This is a genomic window from Pseudoxanthomonas sp. 3HH-4, from assembly GCF_006716465.1.
GTDB lineage: Bacteria > Pseudomonadota > Gammaproteobacteria > Xanthomonadales > Xanthomonadaceae > Pseudoxanthomonas_A.
The window spans coordinates 252525-271059 of the sequence record NZ_VFPB01000001.1; the positions used below are offsets into that span (position 1 = coordinate 252525).

Here is an 18535-nt window from a genome sequence, read left to right on the forward strand (position 1 = left end):
GATACGCCTGTGCGATCCTGCACGCCCCACGCATTGCCCCGGTGCCCATGGCATTCGATGCCTTCGCCCTGATCCTCACCATGCTGGCGCTCGGCATGGTGTTCGCGCGCCTGCGCGTGTTCCCCGACAACGCGGCGGATGTGCTGAATCGCGTGGTGCTGTACGTCTGCCTGCCCGCCGCCGTGCTGACCTACGTGCCACGCCTGCACGTGGACGCCTCGCTGCTGGGCGTGATCGCTACGCCGTGGGTGCTGACCGTCGTCACCGTGGCGCTGGTCGCGCTGGCCACGCGCATCTTCGGGTTCCGCCGCGACGAGCACGCCGTGCTGTTGCTGTGCGTGGCGCTGTGCAACAGCAGCTTCATCGGTTATCCGATGGTGCGCGCGCTGCTGGGCGAGCACGCGCTGCCCTACGCGGTGGTCTACGACCAGTTCGGCACCTTCGTCCTTCTGTCCACCTTCGGTCTGTACGTGCTGGCGCGCTACGGCGGCGACGCGCCACCGACCGCACGCGAGATCGGCCTGCGCATCGTGAAGTTCCCGCCGGTATGGGCGCTGCTGTTCGGCCTGACACTGATGCCGGAACAGCCCCCGGCCTGGATCGCGTCCGCATTGCAGAAGCTTGCCGACGCGCTGTTGCCGCTGGTGATGCTGGCGGTGGGCCTGACCATCCAGCTGAAGCTGCCGCGCGACGAGGTGAAGCCGCTCGCGGTCGGCCTGCTGCTGCGGCTCATCGTCATGCCGGCCCTCGCCCTGCCGCTGTCGCTCGCCTTCGGCATGACCGGCGAGATGCTTCAGGCCAACGTGCTGGAGTCGGCCATGCCCACCATGATCACCGCTGCCGCACTCGCGATCTCGCACCAGCTGGCCCCGCGCCTGGCCGCCGCGCTGGTGGGCTACGGCATCCTGCTGTCGCTGGTGACGCTGCCGATGTGGGCGTGGGTGGTGGGAAGCCTCGTCGCATAGCCGCCGCTGGCGCGCGGTGCGGCATTCATGCGAACGTTGGCGCAGTTCCCGACAGGAGTGGGCAATGCGCAAGGCAATGCAGGCCTGCACGTGGCTGGTGTTGATGGCATCCGTGTTCGCATCATCACCGTCCTTCGCGCAGGAGGGTCCGCCGCCGGAGGTACCGGGCCGGGTCGAATCCGATCCGCAGCTGGCGGCTGCCAGCCAGGCCTGGCATGACGCCTGGCGTGCGAATGTCGAAGCGCATCTGCGCACCATTGCTGCACGCGGCACGCCGCGTGACCTGTTGGTCGCAGGCTGGCTGTGGCCAAGGAGTGGCGAGAATGCGGACATCCAGGCGCGTGCCTGGGCCCAGTCCGGTGCATGGGTCGAGGCCGCCTACGCGGCGTCCACCGGCGAAGATCCGCTCGTCGACTGGGCGCTGCTGAATGCCTGCCCGAAGAACGACGCCCGCTGCGACCGCGGCCTGCTGCTGCAACGCCTGATGGCCGCCGATCCGGGCAACGCCGAACTCCTGCTCACGGCCCATCATGACGCCGTCCAGCGCAAGGACATGGCCGCCGCCGAGCGGTACTGGCAGGCGGCTGCCAACGCGACCCACTACCGCGCGCACTTCAACGACGTCGGCCTGCTGATGGCCACGACGCTGCGGCAGGTGCCGGTGCCGCCGCTGGATCCCGCACTGGCGGCCGCCATTGGCGAGGATCTCGGGATCGGGCGGGCCGCCACGCCGCAGGACATGGCGGACGTCGCGGTGATGGCCATCAATGCGGCCATCGCGATCCCGACCCTGCATCCGATCACGCAGCGATGCCGGGCGCAGGTCGGATCGTTGCCGGCCGACGTACGCGCCGCCTGCAAGCGGATCTACACGCTGCTGGCCGCCGACGGCTCGATCGTGATCGGTCCGGCTATCGCGCTGCCGCAGCTGGTGCAGTGGGCCGACGCCGATGTCGAACGCGACGCGGCGCGCGAGCGCCTGCGCCGCTTCGCCTGGGTGTATGAAAACGTCATGCAGTTGTACCAGCGTCCTTCGACCGCGCGACACCTGCCGGGCGACTACGTCGATGTGTTCCTGCGGGATGGCGAGCTCGCCGCCATGCGCCACCAGTTGCAAGCCAACGGCGTCGCGGGCGAACCGCCTGCCGACTGGTTGCCGGACAACCGGGACTATCGCGCCTTGCTGACCGGCAACCCGCCAACCGCACCCTGACCGCCTTCGCATCGCGTTGACCCGGCCGATGGAAGCATCGGCGCAGGAGGATCACGCCATGTTCGATGGATGGGAAGTGCAGGCGGCGGTGGTCGCGCGCATCGCGTTCGCCATGCTGCTGGGAGGTGTCATCGGCCTGGAGCGCGAGATGAAAGATCGGCCCGCGGGCTTCCGCACGCACACGCTGGTGGCCGGTGCGGCGGCCATGCTCACCGGCATGGGCGACATGATGCTGGCGCAGGCGCAGCACGACCATGACGGCCGCGTGCAGATCGATCCGTTCCGGCTGGTGGAAGCGGTGATCGCCGGTGTCGCCTTCATCGGTGCCGGCACCATGATCGCGCATCGCGGCCGCGTGGTCGCCGGCATCACCACGGCCGCCTCGCTGCTGATGGTGGCGGTGATCGGCGTGGCGGTCGGCTTCGGCCATGGTTGGCTGGCCCTGCTGGCCACGCTGCTGACCCTCGCGGTGCTGTCAGTACTTGCGTGGCTGGAGCGTCGCGTGACGCGCCGCGACGACGCAGGCTAGCGATCAGGCGTCGCGAACCCTGCCCGGCAATGCAGTCACGCTCTTTACGCGATCAGTCGCCGCGTGGCGTTGCGGCGGTGACCGGTATCGCGGGCGCTCTCCGACCACGCATCGGCGATGATCCGGACCGCCTGCACCAGTTGCTCTTCTGGCTTGGCGTAGGGAATCCGCAACCAGGTGTCGGCGCCACCTTCCACGCTGAAGACGGGGCCCGGCGCCAGGTAGACGCCCTTGCGCTCCACGTCGGCGGCCAGCTGCGTGGCGCTGCCGTGCGGCATCTTCACCCATAACGTCAGGCCGCCATCGGGCAGGCGGAAGCACCACCCGGGCAGGTGCTCATGCAGTGCCTGCGCCAGCGCGTCGCGCCGTTGCCGCAGCTGCGTACGCCGGGTGGCGAGCGCGCCGTCCGCCTCCAGCATTTCCGCGACCACCAACTGATCGAACAGGGAACTGCCCAGGTCCATCTGTACGCGCGCGGCGATGATGCGGTCGACCGCCGACCGTGGTGCGCGGATCCAGCCCACGCGCAGGCCGCCCCAGCACAGCTTCGATGCACTGCCGATGGTGAAGGCATCCGTCGCGTGCGCGGCGAAGGGCGCAGGCATGGGATCGCCCGACAGGCAGGTCGATTGCAGCGTCTCGTCGATGATCGCGGTCGTCCGTGTCGCCCGCAGCGCGGCGGCGTAGCGGGCGCGCTGGCCGTCGCGCATCAGGAAGCCGGTGGGGTTCTGGAAATCCGGAATCAGGTAGGCCGCGCGTGGCGATGTCTGCCTGAGCGTGGCCTCGATGGCCGCCAGGTCCCAGCCTTCGTCGCCGAGCGGATCGGCCATCGGCGCGCTCACCAGGCGGCCACCGCCCAGGCGCAGCGCTTCGATCGCGTTCGAATACACCGGCGACTCGATCATGATGCGGTCGCCGGGTCGCGACAGTGCGCGCGCGATGATGGCGATGGCCGACAGCGCCCCCGAGGTGATCACGATCTGCTCCGGCGCGGTGGGCAGTCCCCGCCGCACGTACGATGCCGCGATGAGCGCGCGCAGCGCCGGCAGGCCCGAGGGCAGGTAGCCGTCGCTGGCCAGGTAGGCCGGCAGTGCGGCCATGGCGCGCTCGTAGGCCGCGGCGACGCCGGGCGTGGCCGCACCGGCGGCGCAGTTGAGATCGATCACGCCTTCCGTCGACGCCGCCGTGCCGAGGGCATGCAGGGCATGGTCGTGTGCGCGCCGGCGGTCGAGCGGCACGGCCGCGTACGTGCCGGCCCCTTGGCGGGCGGTGGCGAATCCGGCCGCGACCAGGTCCGCGTAGGCCCGGGTGACGGTGTTGCGGGACACCCCCAGCACCCGGGTGACGGCGCGCTCGCTGGGCAGGCGGGTGCCGAGCGGGATGCGGCCATCGCCGATCAGTTCCTCCAGCGCCTTGCGCAGGCCCCGGTAGGCCGGGGTACGGGGGAAGTCACCCACGAGGGTGGCGAGGTGGTCGGGTGCCAGTGATCTGTCCATGGGGCCACTATCGCAGGATTGGCTCTATCAGAAAGAGCCAATTGCAACGATGGTGGCCCCATGAAACCACTCACCTCTCCCCCCGGACTCGCCAATCTCGGACCGCTCGCGCAACTGAAAGCCGGCCGCCTGCCCGAACGCCTGCTGCGGCTGGGCGTGGGCCTGTGGCTGTATGGCCTGGCCATCGCACTGATGATCGAAGGCGCCGTCGGCGCATCGCCCTGGGATGTCTTCCACCTGGGCGTATCGCGGCACGTGCCACTGTCCTTCGGCATGGTCATGGTGGTCACCGCCGTCGCTGTGTTGCTGGCTTGGATTCCCCTGCGCCAGATGCCCGGCCTGGGGACGGTGGCCAACACGCTGCTGCTGGGTCCGTTCGCGGACCTCAACCTCGCCCTCCTCGGTACGCCGGAGGGCCTGCCCCTGCGCTGCGCCTACCTGCTGGCCGGCGTGGTGCTGTGCGCCCTCGCCACCGCGATGTACATCGGCGCGCAGCTGGGCCCGGGTCCGCGCGACGGATTGATGACGGGACTCGCGCGCCGTACTGGCTGGTCGATCCGCAGTATCCGCACGCTGATCGAAGTCACCGTGTTGATCATCGGCATGCTGCTCGGTGGCGTCGCCGGTGTCGGCACCGTGCTGTTCGCGTTCGGCGTGGGCCCGCTGACGCAGTTCTTCCTGCGCTACCTGGTGGTGCCGCTGGACGCGCCGAAGGCGGTCGCGCTCGGCGAGGAAACACCATGACCTCCGCCGTGCTGCGCTACAGCGCCTTCACCACCGATCCGCAGGGCGGCAATCCCGCCGGCGTGGTGCTGGACGCGCGTGGCCTCGACGGCGCCGCCATGCAACGCATCGCCGCCGAGGTGGGCTATTCGGAAACCGCGTTCCTGCTGCCGCGCGCGGACGGGGATCTCGATGTGCGCTACTTCAGTCCGCTGGCCGAAGTGAGTTTCTGCGGGCACGCGACCATCGCGGCGATGGTCGCGCAGGCGCACGCACACGGTCCCGGCGATGTCGTGCTGCACACGCAGGCGGGACGCGTGCGGGTGACGGTCGATGCCGGTTTCGTCGCCACGCTGACCAGCGTCGCGCCCCGCGTCGATACGCTGCAGGCGGCCGACCTGGACGCGCTGCTCGCGGCGCTCGGCTGGCGCCACGACGAACTCGATCGCGCCTTGCCGCCCGGGCTGGCGTATGCGGGCGCGTGGCATCCGGTGATCGCCGCCGCATCGCGCGCGCGCCTGGCCGACCTGCATTACGACTTCGATGCCCTCGCCGCGTTGATGGCAGCACGCGGCTGGACCACGATCAACCTGGTGTGGCGCGAGAACGCGCGCACGCTGCACGCGCGCAATCCCTTCCCGCCTGGCGGCGTGGTGGAAGATCCGGCCACCGGCGCGGCCGCTGCTGCGCTGGGTGCGTATCTGGCGTCACAGGACCGGTTGCCCGAGGACCGCAGGGTCACCATCCACCAAGGACAAGATCTCGGACGCCCGAGTGTGTTGCGGGTGGAGGTGCCGGTGGATGTAAGCGAGGGGGTGCGGGTGAGTGGGACGGCGGTGGGGATTGCGGTGGGGGATTGAGTCGATCATCGCCCCGGGTTGGGGGTGATGATCCTCGGCGAAGCATGCCTGTGGCGCTTGGGCCCGTACTTCCCGGCATGCGCTCAACACCTATGTGCAGCAATGCATCGTCTGCCTTGACGCGTAGTGGGGAGGACGTGAACATCCGCGTTACCACCCGGGGGTAGGGCCTACTAGGCGTTAGGGCTCATGTTGGACAAGTTCGCACCATACAAAGGCAAGATCAACTCCGCTGAAGCAGCGCTAGGTATGAGGCATGCTGCATCTAACGGCGCCAGACTGCTTGAGGATGCGCAGAGCCTTTTCGCTGCTGGGCGCTTTCCCAGCGCAACCGCTCTGGCGATCCTCGCAATTGAGGAGTTCGGAAAGATTGGCCAAATACGCTCCATTTTTATCGCGGATAATGCGGCAGCGTTGAAGTCGAGCTGGAGAGCGTTTCGCTCCCACACGGCCAAGAATGTTCTATGGACTGCGTCCAACATGGATTGGAGTAGGTCAGAGTTCCTGGGTAATGTCTTCGCGCTAAGCAGCCCTGCAAGCGCTCATCCCGCCCTAGGCGACTTGATAAAGCAACTCTCGTTCTATGTCGACCTTCTCGCGAACGGACAGTGGTCCGTTCCCGCAGAGGTCATTGACGCAGCAATGGCGGAAAGATTCATTGCTAGCGCGCAGTACTTGCAACGAGTCTCTTCGCCAGAGTGCGAGGAAGAGCTTGATATATTCGCAGATGTCGTCAAGCGCTATGTGGAGCACACACTCGAATCAGCAGAGGCCATGCAGGCTGACTACTATCAGCGCTTGCAGGAAGCTGGATTGCGCCCACCAGGCCATAATCCGTGGATAGGTCTCATCACCCGGCGCGCTAATGAGCCCTAACAATTCATTCAAGCCGACGCGGTAGTTCCCACGGTTCAGTGGACACCTTGACCTAACCCTCAGGAGTGTCCCAATGCCAAAGCCAGGCCCCAGAACCATCCATCGCTACAGCGATGCCTTCAAGGCCTCTGCCGTCCGCTTGAGCCAGCAGCCCGGCGTACGGATCAGCGATGTCGCCCAGTCGCTTTACATCCATCCCTACATGCTGTCTCGTTGGCGAAGGCTCGCGCGGGAGGGCGTTATCGTGACCAAGGGTGCACCGATGGATCCGTCGACCACGGCCGAACTGAAGGCGCTGCGCAAGATCAAGCGGCAGTACGAGCAACTCAAGCTCGAACACGACCTTTTAAAAAAAGCGATCGCGTTCACTTCCGATCGAAAAGCGAAATCTTCGCCTTCATCGAGCACCACAAGGAAACCTGTCCGGTGAGGACGATGTGCCGTCTCTACCGGGTCAGTGCCGCTGGCTACTATGCATGGTCTCGGCGGCCGGCCAGTGACCGCCAGATCGAGGATGCCGCGCTGATGGAGGAGATCCGTCGCGTGCATGAGGCCAGCCGGCACACTTATGGCAGCCCACGGGTCCATGCCGCCCTCAGGCGTCAGGGCCAGTCCGTGGGGCGCCGCCGGGTTGAAAGGCTTATGCGGCAGGAAGGCGTACGCGCCTGCTCGGTCCGCCTCTATCGCCGACGTCCCGGCCTGGCGCGGTTCCTGGACAGCGTCCCCAGCCGTGCCCACGAACAACGTTGCGATCGACCCGATCAGGTGTGGGTCGGCGATGTCACCTACCTCAAGGTCGCTGGCCAATGGCGCTATCTGGCCACGGTGATGGATCGCTACTCCCGCCGCCTGCTGGGCTGGTCGCTGGGGCCCGAACGCACGGCCTCGCTGACCCGTCGGGCCCTGGCCGCCGCCCTGCGGACACGCGCGCCGGCCTGCGATACGCTCTTCCACAGCGACCGGGGCATCGAGTTCATGGCCAATGGCTTCAGACAGGGATTGGAGCGGGCCGGGCTGGTGCAGTCGGTCAACCGGCCGCGCCGCATGAACGACAACGCGCACATGGAGTCATGGAACAAGTCGATGAAGTCGGACATGTATCACCGCGGTCGCTTCGACAGTGACCGCTCGCTGCGCTCGGCGATCAACGACTACATCCAGTTCTACAATCACCAGGGCCTGCACTCGGCGTTGGGCTATCGATCACCGGTGGAATTCGAGCAGTGCTGCTAGAGAACCGGTGTCCACTTTTTCGTAGGAACTGCCACCCGCTTCGCGGGTCGGCTTAATTCGGGCGTTAGCTGGCAATGGTGACTTTTAAGCAGCTCAACCACGGCTGGAATGCGGATCCAAATGCGCCTGAGCCTTTGGTGTCTGTTGATGGTTCCGAGTTGCAACTGACGTTCTACGTCAACACGTTTCAGTTCCCCGGGTTCGCCAAGGACTCTAAAGCAACTATTCGCTTCAAAAGCTGCAAACGCTATCGTTTAGGTCCGACCAACGACGAGGGGTGGCACATGGGCCAGTGCCGGTTTGGCAGCATGGCACCAGCCTGGGGTGAGTTCTACCAAATCTCGGGGGATTCAGAGCTGCTCGTATCCCCACCCGACTGGGTAATACTTGGCCCTCAAGGTCCCGCAACCCTGCACTACTTGTTCTACCTGAAGGACGAGACCTTTGAGTGCTTGGCCGACAGCTGGGAACTGCGGTTGCCAGCTAACAATTCATTCAAGCCGACGCCGCTTCTCGGCGCGGCTCATCGGAAGACATAAGGCGTTACGCCTAGTAGAGAACCAACCGTGACCGAAGAAGAGTCTCTCCTCGCTGCCATATACGAAGACGTAGAGCTGCACTCGTATGACGACTCTTGGCCTCAGGCGTTTGAAGTCGAGCGAGATCGCCTCCTGTCTCTGTTCCCAGGTACCTTCATGGACGTTCAGCACATTGGAAGCACCGCGGTTCCGGGACTCAGTGCCAAACCGGTCATCGACATTCTTGCCGGCGTTCAGTCCATCACAGTTGCTGAACGACTTGCGCTGCCGTTGTGCCAATCCGGCTACACCACTTCTGCAGAGTTCAACGAGTCCTTGTCAGATCGCAAGTGGTTCATGCGCTGGGCAAACGGGCATCGAACGCATCATCTTCATCTCGTCGTCCATGGCAGTCCCGTCTGGCACGCACGGCTGAGGTTCCGCAATGCGCTACGGTCCAGTCCAGAGCTCGCCGCAAAGTATGCCGCGCTCAAGACTCAGCTCGCCGCGACGCATCCCAACGATCGGGAGGCCTACACCGATGCCAAAGCAGAGTTCGTCCATGCCATCGTGCGCGGGGCCTAACCCTTCCATCGAGGGGACGTCCAACATCTGGCTTCGCCAGCTGTCGGCCGCCCCTCATGTCAACCGTTAGCGGATATGTCCAGATCGCAGCAAGCCGTACTTCTTCTCCTGACGACCATCTCGGTCACGGGCTGCCTGGACACCACCCTTGACGCGAAATACCCAACCACGGCGGCCGCCATTGCGGATGGGGCGATCACTCGCGGATGGGTGCCTGAGTGGATTCCGGTCACCGCCACAAACCTCCGTGAGGTCCATAACCTTGATACAAATGTCAGCGCACTGACATTCGACCTTCCAAACGGTTCGCGCCTGCAACTTCCAGGCGACTGCAAGCCCATCACCTTCCCGGGGCTCGTCCCATCGCATTTCAATCGGTCATGGTGGCCAACTCCAGAGGAGCTGAGGGCGTCCTATGTGTTCTCTCGATGCAAGTCGGACGCATCAACCCATCTCGAATTTGTGGGCATACACAAGACCGGACAGCGCGGTTTACATTGGCGCGCGTATGCCCGCTAACAATTCATTCAAGCCGACGCCGCTTCTCGGCGCGGCTCATCGGAAGACATAAGACGTCAGGGGAGAAAGGTGAAATTCGCAGCACTTGGAGTGGCACTAAGCGCATTGCTCGCCGCGTGTGGGGCCGGGGGAGAGACTGTGAGCGAAGAACAGGCCGTGATCGTCCACTTTGATTACGGATCGACCGAGCTGACGCCGCTTTTCGCGCTGGAAGCGCAGCTGGAAGAAGTACTGGAGAAGACCGGTGCGGGAGAGTTTGACGGGAACGAAGTCGCGGCAGATGGCAGCGATGCTTATCTGTACCTCTACGGACCGGATGCCGATGCCCTCCTTGAGGCCGTCCGCCCGACGCTTCTGGCAGCGGACTTCATGAAGCGTGCAACGGCAACGAAGGTCTATGGCGAACTGGGTTCGGATGTACGCCGTGAAGAAGTGCAGCTTGTCCCCTGATGATTTCCCCAGGTCGATGTCCCTTCGCGACAGGGCTCAACCTGGGCGTCATCACCCCATGAAACTCGATCAGCCAACGTAATCCGGATACGCGAAGCGCGGCCGGGTCTTCCGGGCCGGGAACTTGCACGGGAGCGACATTGTTGGAGTGCGCTACGCTTGTGCCACCCATGCGCCAAGCCACGGAGGGACGTTTCCCCGGTCCCCATGCTTGCCTCGGCTTCAAAGCGCACAACGCAACGTGGACGACATCAGGAGGGCGATATGTATATCGACGGATTCGTGGCGGCCGTACCGGTGGCCAACCTGGAGGCTTATCGGAAGATGGCGGTCGAGGCCGCCGCGATCTACCGTGAACACGGTGCGCTCAATGTTGTCGAGTGCTGGGGCGATGACGTGCCGGAGGGCGAAGTGACCTCGTTCCACTCGGCCGTCAAACGGAAGCCGGATGAAGTGGTGGTCTTTGCGTGGATCTCGTGGCCCTCGAAAGAGGCGCGCGACGAGGGAAACAGCAAGGTCATGGCCGACCCGAGGATGGAGCGCGGCGATGAAGTCCCGCCCTTCGACGCACGGCGCATGATCTACGGGGGCTTCAACGTCATCGTGGATGCCTGAGGTGCCGTGGCCCGCATGCAAGTGGGTTGAGTAGCGGGCGGCTCCCGCCGCGCGGCCAGACACGTCATTCGCGCCGGGTCATATGATGGGTCGGCTCAACCCAGGTGGCATGCATCCATGTGGCAGAGACGGCAGCTAAGGGAAACCATCATCAGCACGGGCGCGGTCGGTGCGGTCATCGGAGCACTTCCTGCACTGGGTCTGGTCGCATTTCGCTCGGAGTACGCTCATCCAGCAGCGCAGGTGAGGCCGTTCGTTCTCCTGGCGATGGACGTAGGGCTTGTCTTCCTTGGCTCCATCGCCTTCTGCATTGTCGTATTCGGCTTGTTGCCCATGGCATTGCAATACGCTTTCGTCTGGTGTGTACGGCGCTGGACGCGCCATGCCTGAAGAATCATCCAAAGAAGCGGATCGATGGGTATACCGGCTTCGCCGTTGAAAGCCGCCTGCGGCTCAATCCATCCTGCAGTCCTGCAGCCCAACCCTCCGGCGGCCCTGGATCAGCGGGACGGCTTGCGCTTGCTCAGGCGGCGCTGGTTGGCCACGGTGATGCGGCGGTAGGGCTTCATGCCGGCGCTTGCCATGTCGACTACGGCGTCCTCAGGGGATGGCAGGGGCTTGGCCGTGAATGCCCATGGCATCCAGAATGCCAGCGCGGCTTGCGTTGCCGTGGTGTTCAACGTCACCGCGTAACCGGCCATGGCGCGCCAGGACTCCCAGGCGGCCGCGACCTTCTCGTTCGACATCAGCGCGAACTCGCGCCGGTCGCGGGCCGACGGGTTGGGGCCGGCCGTCGCCATCCGCGCCATGCGGTGGGAGATGACGAACGGCGCCGCGGTGCCGAGTTCCACCAGTTGCGTGCCCAGGGCACGTGCAGCGCTGCGACGGCGGGTCATGGCAGTCTCCGTGGGAACGGCATGATGCGATGGCGCGAGTATGCAACCAGTGAATGCCGTCGCCTGGCGCGGGACGTGCGCTTGTCAGCCGCGCCGCTCCCGCCACGGAACGGGCCGTCAGTCGGCGGGCACGGTGCGCTCGCGCGCCCAGTCGCGCAGGGCCTGCACCTGTTCGGCCATCATCACCGAGAGTGGGCGGGTGCTGCGGATCTCGTGCATCACCAGGTCGGTGTCGAGCGGCTTCTGTTCGGCATGCGCGGCGTACAGCGCGGAGACGATGGCCTGTTCCAGCTCGGCGCCGGAGAACCCGTTCGCGGCGGCGGCGAGTGCGGGCAGGTTGAAGGCTTCCGGATCCAACTGGCGGCGGGCGAGGTGCACGCGTAGCACCTCGACGCGCGCCTCGGGCGAGGGCAGGTCGACGAAGAAGATCTCGTCGAAGCGGCCCTTGCGCAGCAGTTCCGGCGGCAGGTCCTGCACCTGGTTCGCCGTGGCCACGAGGAAGACTTGGCCGCTGCCGGCACCGGCCTTGCGTTCCGCCATCCACGTGAGCAGGTAGCCGAGCACGCGGCGCGAGACGCCGCCGTCCTCGTCGCCGCCACTGGCCAGCCCCTTCTCGATTTCGTCGATCCACAGCACGCACGGCGCCAGCTGTTCGGCCGAGGCCAGCGCGGCGCGCAGGTTCTTCTCGGTTTCACCGTGGTATTTGTCGTAGAGCGTGCCGAAATCCAGCCGCAGCAAGGGCACGCCGAAACCGGCGGCGGTGGCCTTGGCCAGCATCGACTTGCCGCAGCCCTGCACGCCGAGCAGCAGCACGCCCTTGGGCAGGTCCAGCCCGGGCGGCGGGTTGCCGGAGACGAACACCGCGCGGCGCTGCTCGATCCAGCGCTTCAGGCGGCTGGCGCCGGCGACCTCGGCGAACTTCGCGGTGTCGTATTCGTAGTGCAGGTGGCCGCTGCGGTTGAGCAGTTCGAACTTGAGCTTGTTCAGCGCGGGCAGGTCGCTGCTGGTCAGGGCGCCGTCCGCGAAGATCAGCTGCCGCGCGATGCGGCGCGCATCCACCAGGCTCAGGCCCTGCAGGTTGCGCACGATCTGCTTGACCGCCTCGCCGTCGGCTTCGACCCGGCGGCCGCCGTGTTCGCGGGCGTAGTGGTCGGCTTCCTCGCGCACCATCTTCAACAGGGCATGGCCGTCGGGCAGGCGCGGATTGAAGCGCACCGCCAGCGCTTCCAGTTCGGCCGGCAGTTCGATCTTCGCGCCCACCAGCACCACCACGTGCGGCAGGCTGTGGCGCCGCTGCATGATGTCGCGCAGCTGGCGCTGGCTGCTGGCGTAGCCCAGATAGGGATGGAAATCGAGCAGCAGATAGATGCCGCGCTGGTCGGCCTGCTTGATGGCCTGCAGGGCGGCGCTGGCGTCGGGCGGGCCGACGGCGTCGTCTTCGCGGTCCATGTCCAGCCGGCGCAGGCCTTCGGTGATGCTCCAGCGGTGCAGCGCCCGCCACACCTGGCCCAGGGCCTGCCGGAACAGGTCGACCACGCGGGCTTCGTCCTGGGTCTCGATGACGATCAGCGGGGTGTTGGCGCGGATCAGCGCGGTCAGGTCCTGCAGCTCGTTCATGGGGCATCCGGTCCGTGGGGACGGGCACGATAGCAAGCGCGCACGGGTACGGGGAGCCGACCGGCCCGCGACAACGGGTCGCGCTTCACCGCGCCGGTTCCCGCTTAACTTGCCCCGGTGTACCCTCCGGGTTCTCCAGCAACGAGGTGCGCGCATGAAGACGATTCTGGTCGCCAGCTCCAAGGGCGGCGCGGGCAAGACCACCCTGGCGACCAATCTGGCCGCACATTTCGCACTGGACGGCAAGCGCACGGTCCTCGTGGATGCCGATCCGCAGCATTCCTCCACCCGCTGGGCCGAGCGCCGGGCGGAACTGGAAACCGCCGTATTGCCGATCGATGCCAGTGGCAAGCGCGCCTGGCGCGCCTGGCTGCCGGAAGACGCGGAGCGGGTGGTGATCGATGCCCCGGCCGGCGCGATGGCCGACGACCTGGGTGGCTTCCTGGAGCATGCCGATGCCGTGGTGGTGCCGGTGCTGCCGTCGGCGCTGGACATCGAGGCGACGGTGGGCTTCCTGAACACCATGGCCAAGGTGCCACGCGTGCACAAGCGCAAGCTGCCGGTGGGCCTGGTGGTCAACCGCAGCAAGCCGTGGACCAATGCGTCGCAGCAGGCGGTCGAAATGCTGAAGACCTGGCCGTATCCGGTGATTACCCAGTTGCGCGATACCCAGGCCTATGTCGTGATGGCCGGCCTGGGGCGCAGCCTGTTCGACTACCGCTCGGCCCAGGTGCGCGATCACCAGGCTGACTGGGAACCGTTGTTGAAATGGATCAAGAAGGCCTGATCAGGCCAAACCCGAAGGAGTCGTTGTCCCATGCGTGAACTGATCCTGCTGCGCCATGCCCATGCCGAACCCGCGACCTCCGGGCAGTCGGACCTGGATCGCCCCCTGTCGCCGCAGGGCCTGGCCGAGGCCGAGGCCGCCGCGCGCTGGTTGCAGGACAAGGGCCTGGTGCCCGATCGGGTGCTGTGCTCCCCGGCACGCCGGGCCCGCGAAACGCTGGAGGCGGTGCTGGGTGCCGTCGGGTACGTGGAGCAGCGGCTGGAGGAGCGCATCTACGAAGCCACGCCGGGCACGCTGGCCGACCTGGCCGACCAGCACCGTGAAGCCGAGCGCCTGCTGATGGTGGGCCACAATCCCGGCTTCGAGCAGCTGGCTGCGCTGATGTATTCCGGCGTGACCAGCGAATACCGTGGCATGCCGCCCGCCAGCGTGGTGGTGCTGACGCTGCCGGTGGACACCGCGATCGAGCCGGGAGTGGCGCAGCTTTCCGCTTTCTGGTGGCCATGACACAGGCAGTCCCGGGGATCATGCGGCTGGCCGCGCTGGGGCTGGGCGCGCTGCTGGCAGCGCCTGCCCTGGCCGATGGACGCAACGATTTCGACCCCTCGCACACGCGCCTGGGGTTCGAACTGCGCACGCGCTGGGGGCAGGTGCTGGATGGCGTGTTCCAGCGCTACGAGGGCTCGGTGGAACACCTGCCCGATGGCCGCCAGCAGGTCCGCCTGCGCATGTACACGCGCGAGGTGGAGATCGCCGGGCATCCGCGCTACAGCGAGTGGGCGCGCAGCGAAAAATTCTTCGATGCCGACCGCTACCCGGTGGTGACGTTCACCTCCAGGCCGTATGACCCGATGCTGCTGTACGACGGCGGCAAACTGGAGGGCGACCTGAGCATCAAGGGCATCAACCGGCCGCGCAGCCTGGACGTGGCGCCGGCCACCTGTTCGCACCCAGCGGTGGGTTGCGATGTGGTGGCGACGGGCGCGGTGCGCCGCAGCGATTACGACATGGACGACTGGATGCTGGCGGTCAGTGACCGCGTGGTGTTCGTGCTGCGTGCGCGCATCCGGAGTGCGAAGACACCGTGAACCGCCGTTTCCCCGCCTTGGCCGCGCGGTGCGCGGTGCTGTGTGTCGCGCTGCTGGGCAGCGCCTGCGCCAGCCTGTCCGACCGCCAGCGTGAGCGTGCTGCCGGCATCGCCGCAGGCGCGCGTTCTTCGGTGGTCGAATGCACGCAGGCCGATGCCTGCGCGCTGTCGTCGCCGCTCTACGACCTGGCCGGACAGGCGCGCGCCGCGTCCACACCGGAGGCGCCGCGCCACTACGCGGTGATCCTGGACCAGGGCTCCGATGCATTGCTGGCACGCCTGAACCTGATCCGCAGCGCGCGCGCGCGCATCGACCTGCAGACCTATATCTTCGACAAGGACGACAGCGCGCGGCTGGTGCTGGACGAACTGCTGGCGGCGGCGCGGCGCGGGGTGAAGGTGCGGGTGCTGATCGACCAATTGTCCGCCATCGCCGACCTGGAGATCCTCGCGGCGCTGTCCGGTGCGCATCAGAACTTCGCCATCCGCATCTACAACCCCAGTTTCGGCAAGGCCAAGCTGAACTACTTCGACTATGCCGGCAGCGTGCTGTGCTGCTTCCGCCGCTTCAACCAGCGCATGCACACCAAGCTGCTGCTGGTGGACGACCGCATCGGCATCAGCGGCGGGCGCAATTACCAGGACGACTATTTCGACTGGGACGCGGAATACAACTTCCGTGACCGGGACGTGCTGGTCGCGGGTCCGGAGGCGGCGGCGATGGCCACCAATTTCCAGGCGTTCTGGGAGGCGCGGCGCAGCGTGCCGGCAGAGCGACTGAACGATGTCGGCCGTACGCTGCTGTACGAAGGCGTGCCGGCGATGCCGGTGCCGCGCTATCTGCGCCCGGCGCGGGTGCAGGCGGCGCGGGTGGAGGCGAGCGACCCGGCCGTGATGCGGGAGCGCTTCGTCGATGCGGCTTTTGCGGTCGGTGCGGTGCGCTACATCGCCGACCTGCCGCAGAAGCACCGGCGCGAGCGCCGCGACGACGATGCGCCCGCCGCACCGGAACTGGAAGCGCTGATCCGCAGCGCCCAGTCTGAAGTGCTGCTGCAGACGCCTTACCTGGTGATGTCGAAACAGGCACAGGCGATGTTCCGCGACATGCGTACGCGCGAACCGCCGCCGCAGGTGATCGTATCGACCAACAGCCTGGCCGCGACCGACAACCCGGTCGTGTATTCGATGTCGTTCAAGTACAAGCGCCGCTACCTGCGCGAGTTCGGTTTCCAGATCCATGAGTACAAGCCGTTCCCGGAAGATGCGCCGGTGGACTACGCCGCGCTGATGCCGGAAGGACCACCGCTGGCGACGTCGGCCAGCGGTACCGGCGGCAGTCGCGGCAGCGGGCGCGTTCGCGGACCCTCGGGATCCATCGGGCCGTCGGCCGGCTCCGAGGGCGAGACCACGCGTCGCCTGCAGCGTACCGAATCACGGCCGTCGTTCCTGAGCAGCGGCGCCGGTTCCGAGCCGCTGCCGTTGAAGCGTGCCGGCGTGCGCATGGGCCTGCACGCGAAATCGATGGTCATCGACGGCGGCACGGCGGTGATCGGCACGCACAACTTCGATCCGCGCTCGGAGAACTACAACACCGAGGCGGCCGTGGTGATCCAGGACCCTGCCTTCGCGCAGGCGCTCGCGGACAGCATCCGCCGCGACATGTCGCCGCGCAACGCATGGGTGATCGCGCCGCGCGCCAAGCCGCCGGTGTTCTCGGGCCTGGACTACAGCCTGGGCAAGGTGTCCGAGGCCTTGCCGATCTTCGACGTCTGGCCGTGGCGGTATGCGACCAGCTACGAGTTCCAGCCTGGTCCCGATTGCCCGCTGCCGGTCGGGCCGAAGGATCCGGCGTTCCACCGGTGCTACGTGGCGGTGGGCGACTTCCCGGAGGTCAATGTCGGCCCGAAATGGCTCTACACGCGCGTGCTGACCGCGTTCGGTGCGGGGTTGGTGCCGATCCTGTAGCGCCGCCGGCTGCAACGGTTGGCGGCAGCGCCCTTGTAGAAGGGGCTTCAGCCCGCGCCCCGACGGTCCGGCCGCCCGCGCGATGAAGCGCGCGCCGCAGCGCGCCCACCTGGTGAATCGATGCGCGCCGTTCTCTGCCGGGAGCCGAAGCCCTCCTGCAAGCGCCGCGTAGAATCCGCTCTTCTCCCTCGGATACCGCACGCCATGGCTTTCCGCGCCCCCGTCGATCTCGCCGCCGTCAACGCCCACGCCGCCGACACGCTGGTGTCCCATCTCGGCATCGTCATTACGGGAGCGGGCGAGGACTGGCTGCGCGGCACGATGCCGGTCGATGCGCGCACCGTGCAGCCCTACGGCATCCTGCATGGGGGTGCGTCGGTGGCGCTGGCCGAAACGCTGGGCAGCGTGGCGGGCAACCTGTGCGTGGACACCACGAAGGAGATGGTGGTGGGGCTGGAGATCAACGCCAACCATGTGCGCGCGATGCGCGGTGGCATGGTGACCGGCACCGCGCGTGCGCTGCATGTGGGCCGCAGCACGCAGCTATGGGAAATCCGCATCGAGAACGACGAGGGCAAGCTGGTATGCGTGTCGCGCCTGACCCTGGCGGTGGTGCCGGTGGTGAAGGGCTGATGGGCGGGGAAACGAGCGGGGAATGATCGCGACGCAGGTATCCTGCTGATGCCCTCCTCGCTCCTCTCCCCCCCAACTCCTGTTATCGTGACGGGATGACGCCGCCCCCTGTTCATGTTGCTGGCGGCAGCGGTGTGGCGCGGGCAATCCGCTACCTCTACCGCGTGCCGTTGCTGCTGGTCCACCTGCTGGTTTTCCTACCGATCATCCTGCTATGCCTGTCGCCACTGCTGGCCTGGGTGCGGGTGGGCGAGGTGGCGGTGCGCTGGTGGTCCAGCGGACTGATGCGCATCTTCGGGTTCCGCCTGCGCCGCGTGGGCACGCCACTCCCTGGCGCCACGATGTTCGTGGCCAACCACGTCAGCTGGATCGACATCGAAGCGCTGCACAGCCAGCGCATGATGGGCTTCGTTGCCAAGCATGAGATCCGCGGCTGGCCGGTGGTCGGCTGGCTGGCGGCACAGGGCCACACCATCTTCCACCAGCGCGGCAGCCAGGAGTCGCTGGGCGGCGTGTTGCAGGCCATGATGCAGCGTCTTCGCGAGGGCCGGCCAGTGGGGGTGTTCCCGGAAGGACGTACCCGCGACGGCCGCTCGGTGGGGCCGTTCCACGCCCGCATCTTCCTGGCGGCGGTGGAAGCCGGCGTGCCGGTGCAGCCGGTGGCGCTGCGCTACGGTGAGCGCGGCAGTGCGCAGCCGGTGGTGGCGTTCGGGCCGAAGGAGAGCTTCTTCGCCAACTTCGTTCGCCTGCTGGGAGAGCCGGCCCGCACGGCCGACATCTGTTTCCTGGAGCCGATCCGGGTCGCCGACGTCGAAGGCCGCCGCCGCATCGCCGAGCTGTCGCGCGAGCGCATCGTGCAGGCGATGTCGGAAGTCTGAGCGGATGCCTTCCACCGGCATCGCGACGGAATCGAAGGAATACTCCACACTGCGGTGCCACTCTCGTCCCGACGCCGCTGCGATGACCCC

Annotated in this window: 20 protein-coding genes and 1 pseudogene; 18 read left to right on the forward strand and 3 right to left on the reverse strand. The window is 66.7% G+C overall.

Annotated features, from left to right (window positions below; genetic code table 11):
• Positions 1-47: 47 nt before the first annotated feature.
• The 3 genes from FB548_RS01120 to FB548_RS01130 all read left to right on the forward strand — a co-directional run bounded on the left by FB548_RS01120 (position 48) and on the right by FB548_RS01130 (position 2707).
• Positions 48-965, forward strand: a complete 918-nt coding sequence (locus FB548_RS01120; protein ID WP_142122937.1) for an AEC family transporter — start codon at positions 48-50, stop codon at positions 963-965.
• 64 nt (positions 966-1029) lie between these two features.
• Positions 1030-2178: a hypothetical protein gene (locus FB548_RS01125; protein ID WP_142122938.1), complete on the forward strand. Its 1149-nt coding sequence runs from the start codon at positions 1030-1032 to the stop codon at positions 2176-2178.
• 58 nt (positions 2179-2236) lie between these two features.
• The gene (locus tag FB548_RS01130; RefSeq protein ID WP_142122939.1) at positions 2237-2707 is read left to right on the forward strand and encodes an MgtC/SapB family protein; all 471 of its coding nucleotides are present in this window, start codon (positions 2237-2239) and stop codon (positions 2705-2707) included.
• 44 nt (positions 2708-2751) lie between these two features.
• On the opposite strand, the gene FB548_RS01135 is transcribed toward FB548_RS01130, so the two are convergent.
• Entirely contained in the window at positions 2752-4203 is a 1452-nt protein-coding gene (locus FB548_RS01135; RefSeq protein WP_142122940.1) for a PLP-dependent aminotransferase family protein, read from the reverse strand.
• Positions 4204-4263: 60 nt separating this feature from the next.
• Here FB548_RS01135 and FB548_RS01140 point away from each other — a divergent pair, with 60 nt between their 5' ends.
• The 9 genes and pseudogenes from FB548_RS01140 to FB548_RS01180 all read left to right on the forward strand — a co-directional run bounded on the left by FB548_RS01140 (position 4264) and on the right by FB548_RS01180 (position 10582).
• Positions 4264-4947 carry a hypothetical protein gene (locus tag FB548_RS01140; protein ID WP_142122941.1) on the forward strand — a complete coding sequence of 228 codons (684 nt, stop codon included), beginning with the start codon at positions 4264-4266 and terminating at the stop codon, positions 4945-4947.
• The gene (locus FB548_RS01145) at positions 4944-5786 is read left to right on the forward strand and encodes a PhzF family phenazine biosynthesis isomerase (RefSeq protein ID WP_142122942.1); all 843 of its coding nucleotides are present in this window, start codon (positions 4944-4946) and stop codon (positions 5784-5786) included. Before FB548_RS01140 ends, FB548_RS01145 begins: the two co-directional genes overlap by 4 nt.
• Positions 5787-5975: 189 nt before the next feature.
• Positions 5976-6662: an AbiV family abortive infection protein gene (locus FB548_RS01150; protein WP_142122943.1), complete on the forward strand. Its 687-nt coding sequence runs from the start codon at positions 5976-5978 to the stop codon at positions 6660-6662.
• 73 nt (positions 6663-6735) lie between these two features.
• A pseudogene (locus FB548_RS01155) lies at positions 6736-6966 on the forward strand (transposase); the annotation flags it as partial.
• A complete protein-coding gene (locus FB548_RS01160; RefSeq protein WP_142122945.1) occupies positions 6876-7895 on the forward strand; it encodes an IS3 family transposase in 1020 nt (339 codons plus the stop codon). The pseudogene FB548_RS01155 and the gene FB548_RS01160, both read left to right, overlap by 91 nt.
• A 74-nt stretch (positions 7896-7969) precedes the next feature.
• Positions 7970-8434: a hypothetical protein gene (locus FB548_RS01165; RefSeq protein WP_142122946.1), complete on the forward strand. Its 465-nt coding sequence runs from the start codon at positions 7970-7972 to the stop codon at positions 8432-8434.
• Positions 8435-8461: 27 nt separating this feature from the next.
• Entirely contained in the window at positions 8462-8998 is a 537-nt protein-coding gene (locus FB548_RS01170) for a GrpB family protein (RefSeq protein WP_142122947.1), read from the forward strand.
• A gap of 657 nt (positions 8999-9655) precedes the next feature.
• Entirely contained in the window at positions 9656-9967 is a 312-nt protein-coding gene (locus tag FB548_RS01175; protein ID WP_142122948.1) for an aminopeptidase, read from the forward strand.
• Positions 9968-10231: 264 nt separating this feature from the next.
• Positions 10232-10582: a DUF1428 domain-containing protein gene (locus FB548_RS01180; RefSeq protein ID WP_142122949.1), complete on the forward strand. Its 351-nt coding sequence runs from the start codon at positions 10232-10234 to the stop codon at positions 10580-10582.
• A 500-nt stretch (positions 10583-11082) separates the two neighbouring features.
• Here FB548_RS01180 and FB548_RS01185 read toward each other — a convergent pair whose 3' ends face one another.
• Together FB548_RS01185 and FB548_RS01190 are read right to left on the reverse strand one after the other, a co-directional pair.
• A complete protein-coding gene (locus tag FB548_RS01185) occupies positions 11083-11478 on the reverse strand; it encodes a polyhydroxyalkanoate granule-associated phasin (protein ID WP_142122950.1) in 396 nt (131 codons plus the stop codon).
• Positions 11479-11595: 117 nt separating this feature from the next.
• Entirely contained in the window at positions 11596-13095 is a 1500-nt protein-coding gene (locus tag FB548_RS01190; RefSeq protein ID WP_142122951.1) for an AAA family ATPase, read from the reverse strand.
• Positions 13096-13249: 154 nt separating this feature from the next.
• Here FB548_RS01190 and FB548_RS01195 point away from each other — a divergent pair, with 154 nt between their 5' ends.
• The 6 genes from FB548_RS01195 (at position 13250) to FB548_RS01220 (ending at position 18445) form a co-directional block, all read left to right on the forward strand.
• Positions 13250-13882: a ParA family protein gene (locus FB548_RS01195; RefSeq protein ID WP_142122952.1), complete on the forward strand. Its 633-nt coding sequence runs from the start codon at positions 13250-13252 to the stop codon at positions 13880-13882.
• A gap of 30 nt (positions 13883-13912) precedes the next feature.
• Positions 13913-14389, forward strand: a complete 477-nt coding sequence (locus tag FB548_RS01200; protein WP_142122953.1) for a histidine phosphatase family protein — start codon at positions 13913-13915, stop codon at positions 14387-14389.
• Positions 14386-14970 carry a YceI family protein gene (locus FB548_RS01205; RefSeq protein WP_255470267.1) on the forward strand — a complete coding sequence of 195 codons (585 nt, stop codon included), beginning with the start codon at positions 14386-14388 and terminating at the stop codon, positions 14968-14970. Before FB548_RS01200 ends, FB548_RS01205 begins: the two co-directional genes overlap by 4 nt.
• Positions 14967-16934 (forward strand): phospholipase D family protein, encoded by a 1968-nt coding sequence (locus FB548_RS01210; protein WP_255470268.1) that lies wholly within the window; start codon positions 14967-14969, stop codon positions 16932-16934. Before FB548_RS01205 ends, FB548_RS01210 begins: the two co-directional genes overlap by 4 nt.
• A 204-nt stretch (positions 16935-17138) precedes the next feature.
• A complete protein-coding gene (locus FB548_RS01215) occupies positions 17139-17567 on the forward strand; it encodes a hotdog fold thioesterase (protein ID WP_142122954.1) in 429 nt (142 codons plus the stop codon).
• Between the two features lie 95 nt (positions 17568-17662).
• Positions 17663-18445 (forward strand): lysophospholipid acyltransferase family protein, encoded by a 783-nt coding sequence (locus tag FB548_RS01220; protein WP_142122955.1) that lies wholly within the window; start codon positions 17663-17665, stop codon positions 18443-18445.
• Positions 18446-18535 lie beyond the last annotated feature (90 nt).

What these genes read in the sequence shown, in the direction of transcription:
- FB548_RS01120 (WP_142122937.1), top strand. Translation starts at nt 48, where the DNA reads ATGGCATTCGATGCCTTCGCCCTGATCCTCACCATGCTGGCGCTCGGC.
- FB548_RS01125 (WP_142122938.1), top strand. Translation starts at nt 1,030, where the DNA reads ATGCGCAAGGCAATGCAGGCCTGCACGTGGCTGGTGTTGATGGCATCC.
- FB548_RS01130 (WP_142122939.1), top strand. Translation starts at nt 2,237, where the DNA reads ATGTTCGATGGATGGGAAGTGCAGGCGGCGGTGGTCGCGCGCATCGCG.
- FB548_RS01135 (WP_142122940.1), bottom strand. Translation starts at nt 4,203, where the DNA reads ATGGACAGATCACTGGCACCCGACCACCTCGCCACCCTCGTGGGTGAC.
- FB548_RS01140 (WP_142122941.1), top strand. Translation starts at nt 4,264, where the DNA reads ATGAAACCACTCACCTCTCCCCCCGGACTCGCCAATCTCGGACCGCTC.
- FB548_RS01145 (WP_142122942.1), top strand. Translation starts at nt 4,944, where the DNA reads ATGACCTCCGCCGTGCTGCGCTACAGCGCCTTCACCACCGATCCGCAG.
- FB548_RS01150 (WP_142122943.1), top strand. Translation starts at nt 5,976, where the DNA reads ATGTTGGACAAGTTCGCACCATACAAAGGCAAGATCAACTCCGCTGAA.
- FB548_RS01165 (WP_142122946.1), top strand. Translation starts at nt 7,970, where the DNA reads ATGGTGACTTTTAAGCAGCTCAACCACGGCTGGAATGCGGATCCAAAT.
- FB548_RS01180 (WP_142122949.1), top strand. Translation starts at nt 10,232, where the DNA reads ATGTATATCGACGGATTCGTGGCGGCCGTACCGGTGGCCAACCTGGAG.
- FB548_RS01185 (WP_142122950.1), bottom strand. Translation starts at nt 11,478, where the DNA reads ATGACCCGCCGTCGCAGCGCTGCACGTGCCCTGGGCACGCAACTGGTG.
- FB548_RS01190 (WP_142122951.1), bottom strand. Translation starts at nt 13,095, where the DNA reads ATGAACGAGCTGCAGGACCTGACCGCGCTGATCCGCGCCAACACCCCG.
- FB548_RS01195 (WP_142122952.1), top strand. Translation starts at nt 13,250, where the DNA reads ATGAAGACGATTCTGGTCGCCAGCTCCAAGGGCGGCGCGGGCAAGACC.
- FB548_RS01200 (WP_142122953.1), top strand. Translation starts at nt 13,913, where the DNA reads ATGCGTGAACTGATCCTGCTGCGCCATGCCCATGCCGAACCCGCGACC.
- FB548_RS01205 (WP_255470267.1), top strand. Translation starts at nt 14,386, where the DNA reads ATGACACAGGCAGTCCCGGGGATCATGCGGCTGGCCGCGCTGGGGCTG.
- FB548_RS01215 (WP_142122954.1), top strand. Translation starts at nt 17,139, where the DNA reads ATGGCTTTCCGCGCCCCCGTCGATCTCGCCGCCGTCAACGCCCACGCC.
- FB548_RS01220 (WP_142122955.1), top strand. Translation starts at nt 17,663, where the DNA reads ATGACGCCGCCCCCTGTTCATGTTGCTGGCGGCAGCGGTGTGGCGCGG.